This window comes from Xenorhabdus taiwanensis (assembly GCF_036512875.1).
GTDB classification, from domain to species: domain Bacteria; phylum Pseudomonadota; class Gammaproteobacteria; order Enterobacterales; family Enterobacteriaceae; genus Xenorhabdus; species Xenorhabdus taiwanensis.
Genome location: NZ_AP028978.1, coordinates 1,617,649 through 1,633,476 on the forward strand (window position 1 = coordinate 1,617,649; position 15,828 = coordinate 1,633,476).

A 15,828-nucleotide genomic window follows, 5' to 3' on the forward strand; every position below is an offset into this window, starting at 1 on the left:
CACTATGGCAAGAAAACAAAAACGTCAGGCTATAAAGCCTCAGCGGGGATTCGCGCTATCTCAGACAATCGTCGATAAATTGGCTTCAGAGCAATACATCCCGACGCATGAAGAAATAAGAAATATTTATGGTCCAGCAAAAACATTGGGGGCACCGAAGGAAGTGACCCTGGCTATGGATGCCTCTTTAAGCTCAGCGGGAGCCTATACCCTGATTCAGCACGCATGGGAGCATGGTCAGGGTTATGCGCTAGGGCCATCATTTATGGGTTATGCGGCGCTATCATCACTTACACAGAACGGACTAATCCGAGCCTGTATTGAAACCGTGGTTGATGATATGACGCGGGAGTGGATAGATATTAAGTTGTTAGATGCCGAAGAAGGCAATAGCTCCGAAGATAAAAAGAAAATCGAAGATGCGCTGATCGGCTTCAAAGTTAAAGATATCTTCCATAAGGCGGGGGAATTTAACGGTTATTTCGGTGGTTGCCTGATATTCATTGATACGGGGGCGACAGATAACCAATTACTGATTCCGCTGGATATCTCAGAAAAATCAGCAGAGCTGAAAAACTTTAAACGCTTTGTGCTGGTGGAGCCTATCAATATTTTTCCGGGCAGATATGAGAGCACCGACCCACTGAGTTCTCGCTATTTTAATCCTGATACATGGTGGATATTGGGTAAAGAGGTTCATAGTTCCCGATTAATACGCATTTGCGGTAATGAAGTACCGATTTTGCTTAAACCCTCATACAACTTTATGGGAATGCCACAGGCACAATTATTGTACGACTATGTGATCCACTTTCAGGACAGTCGAGCCTCTGCCGCACGGTTGTTGGAGAAGTTTTCTCTGACAGCATTTAAAACCAACATGGAAGACATTCTGACCAACCCAAACGCAACAAAATCATTAGACGGACGCTTAGCTTACTTAGCTTCTGTTCGCTCAAACGATGGCATTCTGGCGATTGATAAAGAAATGGAAGACATCATCAAATTGGAAACTCCACTAACTGGAGTGACTGATATTGTCCGCCAAATGCTGGAACTGATTGTAGTGATTAACCGCACCCCCGCTGTTAAGTCGTTGGGTATATCCCCTAGCGGATTTAACGCGACCGGCGACAGTGATATCCGTAACTACAACGATCATGTTAAGAGCCAGCAGGAGAAAATCTTCCGCGCAGGATTGCAGAAGGCGCTCGATATTATCCAAATCGTCACATTAGGTCGGTTAAACCAGTCTGTCACATTCGATTTTGTTGATTTGAATAAGCAGGACGCCAAGGTTGCTGCTGAAATAGAGAAGCTAAAAGCTGAGCGGGATGCCTCATTGCTGGATTCCTCTATTGTTTGGGAGAAAGAGGTAAGGCAGCGTCTATCTACCGATCCTGACAGTGATTATTTCGGTATTAATGTTGATGATACTCCAGAGGTCAATTGTGGGGAAGAAACAGAAAATCAAGACGGGGAGGCCTACACGCCCCAACGCCGGACTGGAGCAGGAATATTATCGCCGAATGCAGGGATTGATTCAGGAAATGGCGGATTCGGTTGATTACTGGATATCAGCAGAATACAAACGCCAGCAGCCTAACATTGTTGGTGACGCCTCTCCTGCTAAGGAATTAAACCGGAAATTGTTTTCTGTTATGGGACGGTGGAAAACAAAGTTTAATCAGATGGCAGAATCTATTGCGATTTGGTTTGTTAACCGAGCTAATACCTACGCATCAAACTCAGTGAAAAACAAACTGAAAGCCGACAGTATCACTGTCAATATGCGTGTTACTCCGGCTGTCCAGAATGTGCTAGATAGCTTGTATGAGCAGCAGGTCAGTCTTATTAAATCCATTCCTGAGCAATACCTGACGCAGGTTCAAACACTGGTGCAACAGAGTGTGGTCAATGGGCGAGATATCGGATTCCTGAAAGAAGAGCTAAAAAAACGCTACAGCCTGACAGAAAACCGAGCCAAGACAATTGCCCGCGACCAGAACGCCAAAGCTACCAACGCCATTGCACGGGAGCGTTGCCGATCATCGGGTATCACTGAGGGAATTTGGATACACCGTGCGGGCGGTAGTAAGTCTTACCGTGAGTCACATCTCAAAATGCACGGTCAGCGTTTTAAGCTCAGTGAAGGCTGTTATGACCCGCATGTACAACGGTATATCCATACCGGAGAAGAAATAAACTGTAAGTGTGATTTCCGGCCTGTTATCCCTCAATTTGGAAATACTTAATTTATGTCTACATCGAAAGAAAATAACTCGGTTGTGTTTGACGAGGGGAGCCGACGGCGTATTGATGCCAACGGCTATCTTCATGTTTCCCAAACACACTTGACCAAAGAGCAAGTTGTGCCCTATATCGGGCGGGAAATTCCTAATTGGGAAAATCTGGAGCTAGAACCTGATCGACTTTATTACGGTTACCGTCCTGCCGATGAACTGGAAAAGGCTAAGGCCACGTTTAACGGTATCCCGCTACTTTATCGTCATGAGCAGGACAGTGCTGAACAGCCGTTAAAGGAGTTGCGGGTGGGTTCAATTGGGACAACGCCGGTCTGGGAACCACCTTATCTGGATAATGCCCTAACGGTCACTGACCAGAGGGCGATTGATGCCATTCAGGATGGGTCACTTAAGGAACTCAGTTGCGGCTATTTTTTTGAGCCTGACTTTACATCAGGCGAATTTAACGGGGTTGCCTATGACTTCGTGATGCGTCATCTTCGCGGAAATCATGTGGCACTGGTTAAAGAAGGTCGGGCTGGCCCCGATGTCTTTGTACATGACGGCAAACCGTCTCAATTACAGGAACATGCAATGTCACAGGAAAATACCGCACCGAACAGTGCAGAAAACAAGGGTTCTATCACTCAGGATAACCCAAATGAGGCTCAGTCTACGGAGAAACAGAAACCGACAGAGTTTGCGATAGATAATGATGCCGTCAAAGAAAAGATGACGGAACTGGGGTTGGCAACGGATGATGAGGCTGCCGTACAGACCTTTATCAGTGGTATGCAGTTTGCACATGAACTGGCAGAAGGCGAATCAACCTCAGCGCCCGTTGGGGGCAATGTTCAGGAAAAGCCTAATGCGGTGAACGATAATTCGGCTGGGGAAAATTTGGGAGAAAACAAGGGAAATACAGCCGCTATGGATCATAAGCCGAAAATCACAATGGATGCTAACGCTATTCGCCAGCAGGCCATTGAACAAACTAAGGTGCATTTTAAGGCACTCAATGAAGCAGGGCAAAAAGTCCGTTCGCTGGTGGGAGAGCTGGACATCATGGCTTTTGACAGTGCAGAAGCTATCTATGCTCATGCACTGAAAAACAAAGGCTATGACCCCAAGAAATACGACAAAACCGCGTATAAAGGCATGGTAGATATACTGGCAGCACAAAAGCCCTCTGCATTTACACAGAATCCGGTTATGGATGCCGCACCAAGCAGTCTGGAAGGTCCATTTGCGGGTTTGAAAAACATTAAAATCTAAGAGGTTATCATGGCATTACAAAAACAGGTCGGCCTGTACTACGCTCCGGCGGTTCCCGGTGACAGAGCCACACAAAACCCTGTAATTTACACACAGGGCAATCCGCAAGCGGAAGGCGAGATCACCATCGGTCATTTCGTGTTTGCAGGCACTGATACATTCCGGCAGGTCAAAGCCTCCACAACAGGTAAAGATGCCCCAGTGGGCTTTATGGAACGCATACTGGCGTACTACAACTATAATCTGATATCGCCGGGCACGATGGATATTCCTGATCAAACGGATGTAACCGTTGCGGTACGGGGTGATTTCTGGTGTGCGCCAACCAATCAGAATGCGTCCATTGGTCAGGCGGTGTTTGCATCTACGACTGATGGCAGCATTCAAACTGCCGATGCTAAAGCGACCCTTGACGGACATGTTAAAACGAGCTGGATAGTCAAATACTACGACGCCGACAGCAGCCTTGCCATCATCTCTAACTGGCAGACCGCCTAATTCCTGACTGACATTATTCACGCATGATGACACGCTGAACTCTCGGCGGGCTTTGTCATGCGTGCGGAGAACCTAATGAGTAATATTTCTTTTGAGCAAGCCAAGCAATACGGCTTTATTTTTAACGGTGCCCGTCAGTGGATCACGCCCGGCAGTATGCCGCGATTGGTTCAGGATGCGGCGTTAATCACCTCACCAAATTCGACCGTTCCCGCTGAATTGCTGGCGTATATAGACCCGACAATTATTGAAATCCTGACCGCGCCACGTAATGCGCGCGAATTATACAGTGAAGAAAAGCGCGGCGACTGGACCACACCGTATATGAAATGGCGTGCCAACGAAGTCACGGGTAATACTGCGGCTTATTCGGATTTCGGGCAGTCCGGTCGATCTGGAACGAACTATGAACACCATACTCGTGAGCAGTACCGTTTTCAGACGGTGATCCAGTACGGCGATTTGGAGGCGGATATGGCCTCTGGAGCCAAAATCAATTTGGCTGCTGACAAACAACGCGCCGCCGCAACGATTATCGACATTGACAGTAATAAGTTCTATCTGCTGGGTGTGCAGGGCCGTGAAATTTATGGTGCATTGAACGACCCGAATCTAAACCCGGCAATTGTTGCTGCGCCTGTCGGTGAAAAAGGGTCCACTAAGTGGATAGACAAAACTACCCAGCAGCGTTACCGCGATATCCTGAATCTGTTTGCCCGACTGGTCAATCAAACACAAGGATTAGTTTCAGAGAGTGATGAATTAATCTTGGCTATCTCACCCACCTTACGTGTACAACTGGGAGATGCGACGGATTTTAACGTCTCAGTGATGAAAATGCTGACAACCTATTTCAGCAAGCTCAATATTGTCAGTCTGCCACAACTAGGCGGTCCCAGCGGCGAAACCATCCAACTGATCGCCCCTAAAGTGGCTGGTCAGGAAACCGGATTATTGGGCTTTGGTGAAAAGATGCGAGCCGGTCGTATTGTGCCTGAGTTGTCGTCCTTCTCGCAGAAGTTCACCTCAACCACGTATGGTGCGGTGATCCGAATTCCTGCGGCGATTGCCCAGATGACGGGTATGTAACAGATACATCACAATCAATATTCAATGGTCTCTCGGGAGGCCATTTTTTTATGCCGGAGAAAAGCAGCATGTCAAAAGGAAAAATCGTCACTGTCCGCCTGAATCATCCACATGGGATTGTATTCCCGATGCCGGATGGCACCAATCTAGTGTTGAAAGGAAATGCCTTTCATTTGTTCGGAGTGGAGAAAGGCACACTGCCTGTCGGTTTGTATGGAGAAACCACCGTAGACGCGGATAAATGGGATTGCATCCTGAACACCTATGGCGAAATGGAAATCTTCAAAAACCAGTTATGTATCTGGGATGAAAAAGCCGCCAGTGCCAACGATAAAGCCAGCGAGAAAAAAGAACTGCGCCACGGGCGCGAGCCTGTAGATACTAGCAAAACAGCCACGGAGCCGGTGAAGGAGAGTACCTGATGGCAATCGTCACCTTTGTCAGTGACGCCTTCCTTGAGCTGTATCCCCGCTTTGCCGGTGTCCTGACAAAAGGACAGCTACAGCAGGCGTTTGATGTGGCCTGCTTGCTGCTCGATAATTCGGATAATTCGGCTATTCCCTATGAGCCTGACGGCGCACAGGAACGCAAGACCTTACTGTATCTGTTGACCTGTCATATTGCCACAGTGACGCTCTGGGGAAATAACGGTCAGGCAGGCCCAGCCGCCAGTGCGACAGAAGGCTCGGTTAGTGTTTCGTTTGCCGTGCCGGATGCCGCTAATGCATCGTGGTTTAAGCTCACGCCATGCGGACAAATGTACTGGCAGGCAACCCGCAAATATGTTGTAGGTGGCCGCTATTCAGCGGTGAAACATTATCATCCGTGGGGATAAATCATGGCTATTAAAGGTAGTAATAAGCTCAGAGCGGCATTGGAACGCATCGCCAGCACGCAAACAATTCAGGTCAATGCCGGCATATTGGCAGGTGCTACCAATGAAAAAACGGGTGAGCCGATAGCCCCCTATGCTGCGGCTAATGAATTCGGCACGAAAAATATTCCTCCTCGCCCATTTATGAGAAGCACTATCTCTAATAAATCAAGCGAATGGGGTCAACTGATTGGCGCTCAGCTTCGGGGGCGATTACAAGATACGGGCGGTGTAGAGGCAGCATTTAATACAGTAGGGATGGTTATGGCGGCGGATATTCGTGACAGCATCGAACAGTCATTACCACCGCCGAATGCCCCAGCAACCATCGCGAGAAAAGCCAAAAAAGGAATAGCTGCTCCAGATAAAACGCTGGTGGACACCGGTAGTATGCAGCGGGCGATTGATTACGAAATCGTGAAAGGAGGGAAATAAATGAATGTCAGAGGCATTGCCAACAGCCTAATCACTACTGTTAACCCGAATACCAACGCTGTTCTACTAACAAACGATGGCTATACGACAACGAACTCCGGTAAGCAGATCCCCAAATATACTGAACATGAAATCATGGTACAGCTCCAAAGCCTCAGCACACAAGATTTAGAGCATTTGGGGGTGATTAATCAACAGGGACAGTTCATTTATGCCTATGCCAGAGGGCAGATATCTGCAATCCGGCGAACAAAACAGAAAGGCTCTGACCGAATAAAATTCACCGCCTACGGTGAAAATGAGGAATCAGAATGGAATGTTACCAAAGTCATTGAGTCCTACCCGATGTGGGTTAAGGTGCTGCTATGGCGACAATAACCACAACGCACGATGATCTATTTAGCGAAGTCAGAAAATATCTCATTGAGCTATTCCAGTGTGATGTAGTGCAGGGGTATCAGAATGATGTTCCAGTGCCTGATAGCGGCATAGTAATGCATGTCCTGTTTGAACGCGACCTTGACTACATTATCAATTATTACCATCACGAATCATCAACCATCACCGCACAACGCTCTGTCGAACTGGCCATGCAGTTAGATTTTTACGGTGATGACGCTGATTCGCGGGCACGAGTAGTGGCGAACCTATGGCAGTCGAGTTATACCACAGCTCGACTTAAAAAATGTCAGCCACTCCACAGTGAGCAGCCACGCAAAATGGTTCTATTGAACGAGGCCAATCAATACGAAAACCGCGTACTGCTCGAAATCCGGCTGCAATATAACCCAGAAACTACCTACTCAGTCGATAGTACCGACTCATTCTCTATTGATCTCAACGTTATTTAATAAGGTGAATAAATGAACACCATTCCGGCGAGTGACATTGTCAGTGTCCTGCCCGGCGTCGTCGGCACGGGCGGAAATCCTCTGGCATTGAACGCTATTTTTATTACCAAAAACACGCCTAACGCTATGCTGGGCGCAAAAGCATTCGGTAGTCCCGAGCAGGTCTCAGAAATCTTCGGAACGAAATCCAAAGAATATGAAGCCGCACAGGTCTATTTTTCAGGCTTTGTCGGCTCAACAACCCGACCTGAAACGCTGTATATCGCGTCAATGGTGACGACCAATCAGGCTGCGAAGCTGGTGGGTAGCAAAGTACCAATCAGGGATTTTAACCATATCCCTCAAGGACTGGGGCTGGATATTGACGGTAAGCACCAAGTTGTCACCATTACGCCAGCCGAAATTAAATCCTATTCCGCATTGTCCGAGGCTGTGTCAGCATCACTAGCCAAAGCTGGCACATGCAAATATGACCCTACCAGCCGTACATTTGCTATTGAAGGCGCTAAAAAAGGTACTGGTGGTACTATCAGTTTCGGCTCTGGTGATTTGGCCGAATACATGGGGCTGACAGAGGAAGCAGGCGCACAGAAAAATAATGGTATTGATGCGGACACTATTGATGAACTGATGCCGCGCATTACCAAAGAGGTAAGTAATTTTGTTTCCATTATGGCGATTGGTGATTTCAGTTCTGATGAGAAAATAGCTATTTCCAAATGGGTGACGTTACAAAATGACCGCTATGTGCACGTGCTGTATTCCAATGGCGATCTGGTGGCATTAGAGGCAATTTCTAGCGCCATTCATGAATCCGATATTGGCGGAACGTGCCTGATGTACGGAGACCATACTCACGGCGCATTTGCCTGTACCTATGCGGCGTCATTGAATTTTAATGAGTTAAATGGCCGGGCAACATTTGCATTTCGACGTCAGGAGGGACTAAAACCCACAGTGACCGAGAAATCATTAGCTGATGAGCTATTGCGTCTCAGATTCAATTTCTACGGTGCTTACGGTACAGCAAACGACCGGTTCATATTCGTTAATCAGGGTCATGCTCCCAATGATTAGATCTGTTATGAAATATAGTATTCACGTTCAATGAACGTACCTACCACTTTGTCATGCATCTCTTCGGATTTGGAATAACCTATTGTTTTTCTATTCAGCCTCTTTATCCGGATACGAAGCGTAAGATTTGTTCTCTCGATACGTTGGGTAAATTTCTTTCCCGTGAGGTGTTTTTCCTGAGGCAGGCAATCGTAAACGGCATAATCATCTGTACAGTAAAACCGGATAGTAAAAGGAGACAAGAGTGCCAGCAGCTTTTTCAATGTTTTCCTGCTGCGATCCCCAAACACATGTGCCACTACCCGTTTCTTATTCGGCTCCCAGGCATACCAGAGCCAGCGTTGATTTTTCTTATTACCGACAAATGACCACTGCTCATCTATTTCACAGACAAGATGAATCTCACTGCCCGCAAGCGGCAGCGTAGTCACTTGTCTTGGTGTGAGTTTTTTAATGTGCGAATGACGGTGTTAATGCCGACTTTCAGAACCCGAGCCGTGTCCCTGACACCGGAGTTATTCACTGCCATATCAATAATTTGCTCTTTCACGCCGGGATAACAGGCTTGATAGGCATAATTCAGTTGAAAGGTTTTACGGCAGGCATAGCAGTGATAGCGGGGATGACCAGTACGCCCTTTTCCATGCCCTTTAACCTCTTCTGTTTTATGACAGTAACGACAAACCACATCAACTTTAGCCATCTCTCACCCCATAATAAAAAGCAGGGAGTTTATCACAAGATCTAATCATTGGGAGCATGACCCGTTAATCAGGGTTCTGTTTCCGGCAAATTCAAGTGGTTGGATAGCTACGTCAATCAGGTATTCCTGAACAGCCAATTGCAACTGGCACTAATGACGATGCTCACCAGTTTTAAATCCATTCCCTATAACGAAACAGGGAAAGCTATTCACCGCGCAGCCCTCAAAGATCCTATCGATCAAATGTTGAAATTTGGCGGTATCCAGCACGGCATCGCTCTGTCTGAACAGCAGAAAAAACAGGTTAACGTCGAGGCAGGTTTTGATGCTGCTGCTCAGATTCAGGCTGAGGGCTGGTGTGTACTCATTGATAATACCCCCGCGCAAACTCGCGGATTGCGTAAATCCATGCCATTGAAATTCTGGTATGCCGATGGTGGCAGTGTCCAGAAAGTCGAGCTGCCATCAATTAACGTCCAATAAGGAGAAATTTCATGACAATGGGGCATAACCCACGCACGATTACCTCAGCAAATGCCGTATTAATGCTGAGATGCAAAGGGGTGTATGACGATTACGTCCAGATTCAGGGCTTTCAGGCCGATAATGCGTGGGAGTTCGGTGAAGTCACCCTCGGGGAAACCCGTATTGGGGTGGATGGGAAACAATCTGTTGGCTACGTCCCGCATGAAACGCAATTGACTCTATATCTGGAGGCAAATAGCCCCTCCACTCAAGTACTGGAAAATATCCGCAAAGATTTTAACTCCAAGAAGGAAGCGCGATTTATCGACTTCGTTGTTGAAATTCCTTCTATCGGTAAGCGCTATAGCGGCACGGGGGGGTTAATCAGTATGACAGGCGGTGCGAGCGGTAAAAAACTACTGGACGGAACCAGCTACAAATTCAACATGATCACTAACGGTGCTGAGGAAATTGCATAATGTCTAACCTGAAATCCAAAACAATCACTATCGAATCAGGCCGTGACGCTGGAAAAATGTTTGTTATCACTGAAATGCCGATTGTTAAGGCTGATGATTGGGCGATGAGAGCCATGTTCACTATCGCTAACGGCGGTATTGATATTGGTGATATCCGGCCTGAAATGGGAATGATGGGGATGGCGCAGGTGGCTATTAAGGCGTTATCAAGTATTCGAGCGGAAGATGGCATTCCGCTGCTGAATGAACTACTCGACTGCGTACAAATCGTTCCATCTGGTGGGAATGCTCGTGCTATCGAGTTCAATTCTGATATCAGGGACGTTAAGACAATGTTTATTCTGCGAAAGGAGGCGCTGGCTATCCACATTGATTTTTTAACTCAAGGCGCTGGCTCAGACTTGAAAAATTAAAGGCTGGCTTGCCGCTAAAAGATGGTGTGATGGCAGAGACAAATAACGTCTCCAGCATCGTGTATCAGGTCGTGACGTCAGGGTACGCGACCTATCACGAACTCTCTACGATATATGGCCTCGAAGCCGCGCTGAATCTGATTGAAATACATCAAGTCAGTGAATACAACAAGCAGTTGATGGAAAAACTCAATAGCGACCCGCATTAACATCATCTGTATGTTATTTAAGCGAAATGCTATACGGTTTATCCCCGCACTCACGGGGAACAGCCGTTGATGATTCACCTGCACAGGGTCGCGATTGCGGCCTTTTTTGCTTCTAAAAAAGGAGTCCCAATGGCGACCTTAGTTGATACATTGCTCGTCGCACTTAAACTGGATATGTCCGGCTTTGCCAGTGATGCGAACAAAGCAATCAAAGCACTTGATGATCTGGATAAGAAGGCTGATGGCGCATCTACGGCCGTGGTTACTATGTCCGATGATATGACTGGGGCAAGTAATGCAATTGATGACCTTACGAAGGTAAATCATAAATTAATTACTGCTGTAGATTATCTCACACAAAAGATTGATGTTGTTTCTACAGCTCTCGTTAATCAGTCTGGTGAGATGAATGAGGCGACCAATAGTGCGCAAGATTTACATAAATCTAATCAGCAACTGGCTAAATCCACTAATGACATCGGAGATTCATCTAAAAATACATCCAGTGTCGTATTGAGTTTTTCCGATAATATTAAAGGCGTGACGGATAATACGCAGGAATGGGAAAAGACAATTAAAGGTGCCGTCAAGGCACTGGCGGGATTATTCACGACGATTTTCGTCTCTAGCGGGCTGGCAAAATTAGTTAGCGAGGTATCGCAGTCTAACGACCAACTTCACTTTCTAAGTAAAAACTTAGGCATGAACGCGGACACGATCAAAAAGTGGCAGAACGTCGCTGAAATGTCAGGCGGTAGTGCGGACGGTATGACGGCCACAATGACCAACCTCAATAAATCACTGTGGGATTTTGTCACAATCGGTGATGCGTCTATTCTACGTTTCTTCAATGCACTGGAGATCAGTGTAGTAGACTCGCAAGGTCAGCTTCGAAGCCTTGATGACATCCTGCTGGATATGGCTGACAGCTTCTCCAAAATGCCACGCCCGCAAGCCTATAACATTGCTAAAGGTATGGGGCTGGATGACGGCACTATCAACACTCTGTTAGAGGGGCGAGACGCCATTCAGAAACGTCTGGACGCGCAGAAAAACGTAGTCATATCCACCAAAGAGGAACTGGAACTTAACCGCCAACTCAGGGAGCAAAATTCAGTACTCGGCCAGCAATGGGAGGGGCTGAAAACCATTGTTGCTAATTATCTCATCCCAAGGTTGCTCAAGCTGTCTACGATGGTGACAGGCTTTCTGGAGTATCTGAATAAACACAGAGATACCGCAATAACGCTATTTCAAGGAATTGCCACTGTTATCGGTATTACTTTAATCCCTGTTGTTGCACGAGCGGCCATAGCTATGTTGGGTCTGTTTGCACCCTTAATTACTGGCACTGGCTTAATCCTCGCTTTTGTTGCTGCATTATGGCTACTGTATGACGATTACAAAGGATGGAAGGAAGGTAAGAATTCATTCTTTGACTGGGGAGAAATGTTTAAGCCGTTTGTATGGATTATGGAGCAGTTAGAGAAGCTGGAAAAATGGTTCAAAGGCACAACTATTGGCAAGTGGTTTACTGATACTAACGGTGAGATAGATTCATTCAAACTAACGCTAGGTGGCATTGCATTATTCTTAGGTGGCCCTTGGTTAGCAAGCATTCTAACTACATTAGGCTTGGCAGGGTTAGGCCTGTTAAGGTTCTTCGGCCTACCCGGTGCATTGATTGGTGGTGCTATTTGGGCGTTTAATGAACTTAAGTCCAAGATTGATGAATTCGACTGGGATTCAGCAGCTAAAGATATGGCGAAAGTAGGTGTTAAAGCAGCTAAGGCCGTAAAAACAGTTAAAAAGCTAACAAACGCCGAAACAGTATCAGAGCAGGGTCAAGTGCTGCTTGATACAGCAAAATCATTACCCGAAGTGAAACTAATCACCGATTCAATACAGGTGGGTACAAATATAGTGAAGAGCAATACAGACGAGCAAGGAAGGGTTAACTGGTCTGGTGTGGTAGGAAGTACCGTTGATTCATTCAATAAGGCTGCAAAAATAGCTGTTGATGGTGCAAAGAATAAACCGAAGCCGGCACCTAATTCTCAGCCTCAGCCTAAAAAAGCATCATCTGTAGAGGTCCCTCATCAAGGTAAACGTATCTATACTACAGCGAATGGACAATATATTAAGGAAGGTGGTTCGCGTTCATATCGTAATAACAATCCCGGTAATGTAACTTGGGGTAAGTACGCAAGGAGCATGGGTGCTATTGGTCATGATGAAGAAGTCGCGGGTCATACAATGGCAATATTCCCTGATGTAGAAACTGGACGCAATGCTAAACGCAAACTTATATTCGATGACAATCTATATAAAAATCTATATTTGAACAAAGCAATAGAGAAGTATGCTCCTGAATTTGATAAAAACGGAAAAAGGATTAATAACACACCGCAATATATTAGAAATGTATTGGCTGCTGTGGGTGGTATAAATAAAAAAATGTCTGAGTACAACACGGAGGAGCAAAACCGTATCTTGGATGCTATGAGAAATACAGAGGGTTGGAAAGAAGGGAAAACGACATTTATCCCTAAAAACCCAACGTTGGCCTCTAATATGGGGATAAAATCATTTAATATAAACGAAGCTAATAAGTTTCTCTCTCAGACTCAGCGCATACAGAGTATGCCTGCGGCTGGTGCGACTAATATCAAAATAGATATGAATGGCGACGTTATCGTCAATTCAAGGGCGGATACCATCAAAGGAACAGTATCAGATGGAGGCGAAGCAATCAGAACGAGCCTATCTCAGATAATACCATCTATGAGCTAAAAAACTGAGGCAGGGATGTCTGTTTTCTTTAAATAAAGTGATTATACTTAAGCTAAGTTAACTGAACTTAGGGCTTGCTAATGTTGAGGAAAATCACTGCTGTATTGTTTATTGCCCCTGTTATCGCTTGCGCGGCTAACCTGTCTCAAAATGATCAAGGGCAACCAGAATACTATTATGAAAAACCTATAAATATCAAAGGCACACTGGTTCGTGAGTTGATTGGGTTTCCATCATTACGACCAGATGACCTTTTTTCTGTGTCTTCCAGCAATGGTGATCCTGATGGCTTAGAGCCGAACGAATTCGGCGTTGGTGCTACGCAATTAGTCATAACCGAAGATGCTTTATGGGATAAATTTGAAAGTTTGAAAGGGAAGAAAGCTATTGTGAATTGTAGCTTATATCATGCCCATACGATTTATCATCACACACCTGTAATGTGTTCAGTTAACAGCATTTCTCCAGCTAAGGCAAAATAAACAAAGCAAAAGGAATAGGAATGTTTAAAAAATATTTTGCATTATTGGTGATGACTGCGTCTTTAGCCTCATGCACTATTGTTGAACACCCACGACAGACAAAGCAGGAAGAAAAAAATTACGATGACATAGCAGTTTATGTAAAAGACGGACTTTATAAATGCGAGTACGTGACTGCCGTTGATTCTGGTTTGTATGGAGGAGTTACTGTAGTTGATAATGGAATGATGCTGCTAAAAATAGGCAGGATAGATGATTATGAAGCTTCTATGTCGGTCGCTCTATCAAGCGGTTTATCATACTCCAGCAAAGGATTAAAGCTTCAAAAGCCAGAAAAAAATGGCACAGAGTATCTTGAAAACCCTAGTTTGACTGGTTCAGGTAGTCCGGGTATGGCATTTAGATACAACTACCTTGACAATGGAGGAGTTGCTCTGAGAGCTTCTCTAGTTTTTGTTATTGGATCCCAAGCTATGTCCATGCAAACTAACTGGTGCGAGGAAATCAATACAAGCAAGAATAAAGCAAACAAACTAAATGGAAATCCTAAACCAGCTAAATCAGTCATAGGTCAACCTCAAAAAGTTGTATCTAATAGACTTCCTGAACCCAAAAACAAGGCTGCTTTTGATAATTTCAAAGTAATTTTGTCTGATTTTTTCATTAAGGATGAAATTGAGTCCATTAAGAATGGAAAGGCGACCGCAGCCCTTGATGATACATATGGTCCATACTCAGCGGAGGAAATGTATCGGGATTATAAGCGGAATGAGTTAGTCGCAAACAACAAATATAAGGGCAAGAAAAATAGAATCCTCGGAACGGTTGAAAGTGTAACCGAGAATTTTATGGGTCACGCTGTAGTTAAGGCCATAAACCCTAATTACCTTCTTGGTGGCGCTATGCTTAATGTTGATAAGAATGATCCATATGTACTGAACCTAGTCCCAGGATCATCCTTGGATATGGTATGCACAGGCAGGGGCTTTGTTATGGATAACCCTATTCTTGATAAATGTGTATCGACAGAAAATTATGTGAAATCACAAGCTCAGACAAATCCTAAAATGCTTAAAGTTATAAATGGTTTTTCTTATGTTTTTTATGTGCCAAATGAAGATATTTTAGGCAAAGAATGCAATACGCTTGCATCGTGCAAAGAACTAGCATCAATATTTGAGAGGGTGAATAAAGATAATATTACCGAGGATGAGAAAAAGAAAGTTTTTCAAATGTTAGTGATGTACGGGATAACAGACAGCGCTTCATTGAATGAACGGAAAGAAAAAATGAAAAAATTCGCAGAACAGCACAAAAACGAACTTGAGAAAAAATTTGGGATTGAGTCACTATGATTCATAGGCTGTTTTTCGAAAAATTGGAACAACATGAAAAAGATACTTCAACTTTTACTTCTTTTGGTGATTGGATTTGCAGTATATATGTATTATGAAACGGAAAGAATACGTGAGCATATTGCACAGTTGCAATCAAAACCTGTATCTCAATTAACAGACAAAGAAAAACAAGAGCTGTCTGAACATGAGAAAATAGAGAAAGAAAGACAGGCTAGAAGGGTTGAGCGCGAAAAGGAAGAAAAAAAACGCAAGGCAGAGGAAGAAAGGAAAGCCCATGAATATTATTTGGCGAATAAGACTGATATTGATAGAGAAAATAGGCGAAGAAAAATTGATAGCACATGCAGAGATGTTGCAGAAAAAAGCCTTAAATTCCCACGCACATACCAAGAAGAGAGAATGGACAGTGTAGATTTAGATCAGAAAGGAAAGCTAATGCGCTATACAGCCCTCCAGTTTTCTGGCACGAATGCTTTTGGAGTAAGAATTAATTCCAAAATCGAGTGCGTTGGTAATCTAGATGACCCAGATGGCGATACGACATTTTTCCTCAATAGATAATATGCCAACAAAATAGCCCC

General features: G+C 45.0%; 20 protein-coding genes. 19 read left to right on the plus strand and 1 reads right to left on the minus strand.

Annotated elements, in window-relative coordinates; all coding sequences use genetic code 11:
* Nucleotides 1-4: 4 nt before the first annotated feature.
* The 11 genes from ACE1SE_RS07495 to ACE1SE_RS07545 all read left to right on the plus strand — a co-directional run bounded on the left by ACE1SE_RS07495 (nt 5) and on the right by ACE1SE_RS07545 (nt 8,345).
* Nucleotides 5-1,567: an anti-CBASS protein Acb1 family protein gene (locus ACE1SE_RS07495; RefSeq protein ID WP_374053288.1), complete on the plus strand. Its 1,563-nt coding sequence runs from the start codon at nt 5-7 to the stop codon at nt 1,565-1,567.
* Nucleotides 1,530-2,255: a phage head morphogenesis protein gene (locus tag ACE1SE_RS07500; protein WP_374053289.1), complete on the plus strand. Its 726-nt coding sequence runs from the start codon at nt 1,530-1,532 to the stop codon at nt 2,253-2,255. The genes ACE1SE_RS07495 and ACE1SE_RS07500 overlap by 38 nt, the downstream gene beginning before the upstream one ends.
* A gap of 3 nt (nt 2,256-2,258) precedes the next feature.
* A complete protein-coding gene (locus ACE1SE_RS07505; RefSeq protein WP_374053290.1) occupies nt 2,259-3,521 on the plus strand; it encodes a DUF2213 domain-containing protein in 1,263 nt (420 codons plus the stop codon).
* Between the two features lie 9 nt (nt 3,522-3,530).
* Complete coding sequence (locus tag ACE1SE_RS07510) at nt 3,531-4,019, plus strand: structural cement protein Gp24 (RefSeq protein ID WP_374053291.1); 489 nt, start codon at nt 3,531-3,533, stop codon at nt 4,017-4,019.
* 75 nt (nt 4,020-4,094) lie between these two features.
* Nucleotides 4,095-5,108: a major capsid family protein gene (locus ACE1SE_RS07515; protein WP_374053292.1), complete on the plus strand. Its 1,014-nt coding sequence runs from the start codon at nt 4,095-4,097 to the stop codon at nt 5,106-5,108.
* A gap of 68 nt (nt 5,109-5,176) precedes the next feature.
* Nucleotides 5,177-5,530, plus strand: a complete 354-nt coding sequence (locus tag ACE1SE_RS07520; RefSeq protein ID WP_374053293.1) for a hypothetical protein — start codon at nt 5,177-5,179, stop codon at nt 5,528-5,530.
* A complete protein-coding gene (locus ACE1SE_RS07525; protein ID WP_374053294.1) occupies nt 5,530-5,943 on the plus strand; it encodes a DUF4054 domain-containing protein in 414 nt (137 codons plus the stop codon). The genes ACE1SE_RS07520 and ACE1SE_RS07525 overlap by 1 nt, the downstream gene beginning before the upstream one ends.
* Nucleotides 5,944-5,946: 3 nt before the next feature.
* On the plus strand, nt 5,947-6,417 hold the full coding sequence (locus tag ACE1SE_RS07530) for a hypothetical protein (protein WP_374053295.1): 471 nt from the start codon (nt 5,947-5,949) through the stop codon (nt 6,415-6,417).
* Nucleotides 6,418-6,795, plus strand: a complete 378-nt coding sequence (locus ACE1SE_RS07535) for a hypothetical protein (protein WP_374053296.1) — start codon at nt 6,418-6,420, stop codon at nt 6,793-6,795. It begins immediately after the preceding gene.
* On the plus strand, nt 6,783-7,268 hold the full coding sequence (locus tag ACE1SE_RS07540; protein WP_374053297.1) for a phage neck terminator protein: 486 nt from the start codon (nt 6,783-6,785) through the stop codon (nt 7,266-7,268). Before ACE1SE_RS07535 ends, ACE1SE_RS07540 begins: the two co-directional genes overlap by 13 nt.
* A gap of 12 nt (nt 7,269-7,280) precedes the next feature.
* Entirely contained in the window at nt 7,281-8,345 is a 1,065-nt protein-coding gene (locus ACE1SE_RS07545) for a DUF3383 family protein (protein WP_374053298.1), read from the plus strand.
* Between the two features lie 5 nt (nt 8,346-8,350).
* Here the strand turns inward: ACE1SE_RS07545 and ACE1SE_RS07550 are convergent.
* A protein-coding gene (locus ACE1SE_RS07550) for an IS1 family transposase (protein WP_374050839.1) occupies nt 8,351-9,048 on the minus strand; the annotation gives its coding sequence in 2 pieces (ribosomal slippage) (nt 8,351-8,799 and nt 8,799-9,048; 699 coding nt in all).
* A 99-nt stretch (nt 9,049-9,147) separates the two neighbouring features.
* Here ACE1SE_RS07550 and ACE1SE_RS07555 point away from each other — a divergent pair.
* The 8 genes from ACE1SE_RS07555 to ACE1SE_RS07590 all read left to right on the plus strand — a co-directional run bounded on the left by ACE1SE_RS07555 (nt 9,148) and on the right by ACE1SE_RS07590 (nt 15,808).
* On the plus strand, nt 9,148-9,531 hold the full coding sequence (locus ACE1SE_RS07555; protein ID WP_508171983.1) for a hypothetical protein: 384 nt from the start codon (nt 9,148-9,150) through the stop codon (nt 9,529-9,531).
* 11 nt (nt 9,532-9,542) lie between these two features.
* Nucleotides 9,543-9,992 carry a phage tail fiber protein gene (locus ACE1SE_RS07560; RefSeq protein ID WP_374053299.1) on the plus strand — a complete coding sequence of 150 codons (450 nt, stop codon included), beginning with the start codon at nt 9,543-9,545 and terminating at the stop codon, nt 9,990-9,992.
* On the plus strand, nt 9,992-10,405 hold the full coding sequence (locus ACE1SE_RS07565; RefSeq protein ID WP_374053300.1) for a hypothetical protein: 414 nt from the start codon (nt 9,992-9,994) through the stop codon (nt 10,403-10,405). The genes ACE1SE_RS07560 and ACE1SE_RS07565 overlap by 1 nt, the downstream gene beginning before the upstream one ends.
* Nucleotides 10,406-10,431: 26 nt before the next feature.
* Nucleotides 10,432-10,614, plus strand: a complete 183-nt coding sequence (locus tag ACE1SE_RS07570; RefSeq protein WP_374053301.1) for a hypothetical protein — start codon at nt 10,432-10,434, stop codon at nt 10,612-10,614.
* Nucleotides 10,615-10,743: 129 nt separating this feature from the next.
* Nucleotides 10,744-13,407 carry a hypothetical protein gene (locus ACE1SE_RS07575; RefSeq protein WP_374053302.1) on the plus strand — a complete coding sequence of 888 codons (2,664 nt, stop codon included), beginning with the start codon at nt 10,744-10,746 and terminating at the stop codon, nt 13,405-13,407.
* Between the two features lie 80 nt (nt 13,408-13,487).
* On the plus strand, nt 13,488-13,889 hold the full coding sequence (locus ACE1SE_RS07580; RefSeq protein WP_374053303.1) for a DUF4431 domain-containing protein: 402 nt from the start codon (nt 13,488-13,490) through the stop codon (nt 13,887-13,889).
* 20 nt (nt 13,890-13,909) lie between these two features.
* Entirely contained in the window at nt 13,910-15,244 is a 1,335-nt protein-coding gene (locus ACE1SE_RS07585) for an OB-fold protein (RefSeq protein ID WP_374053304.1), read from the plus strand.
* Between the two features lie 33 nt (nt 15,245-15,277).
* Entirely contained in the window at nt 15,278-15,808 is a 531-nt protein-coding gene (locus ACE1SE_RS07590) for a hypothetical protein (RefSeq protein ID WP_374053305.1), read from the plus strand.
* Nucleotides 15,809-15,828 lie beyond the last annotated feature (20 nt).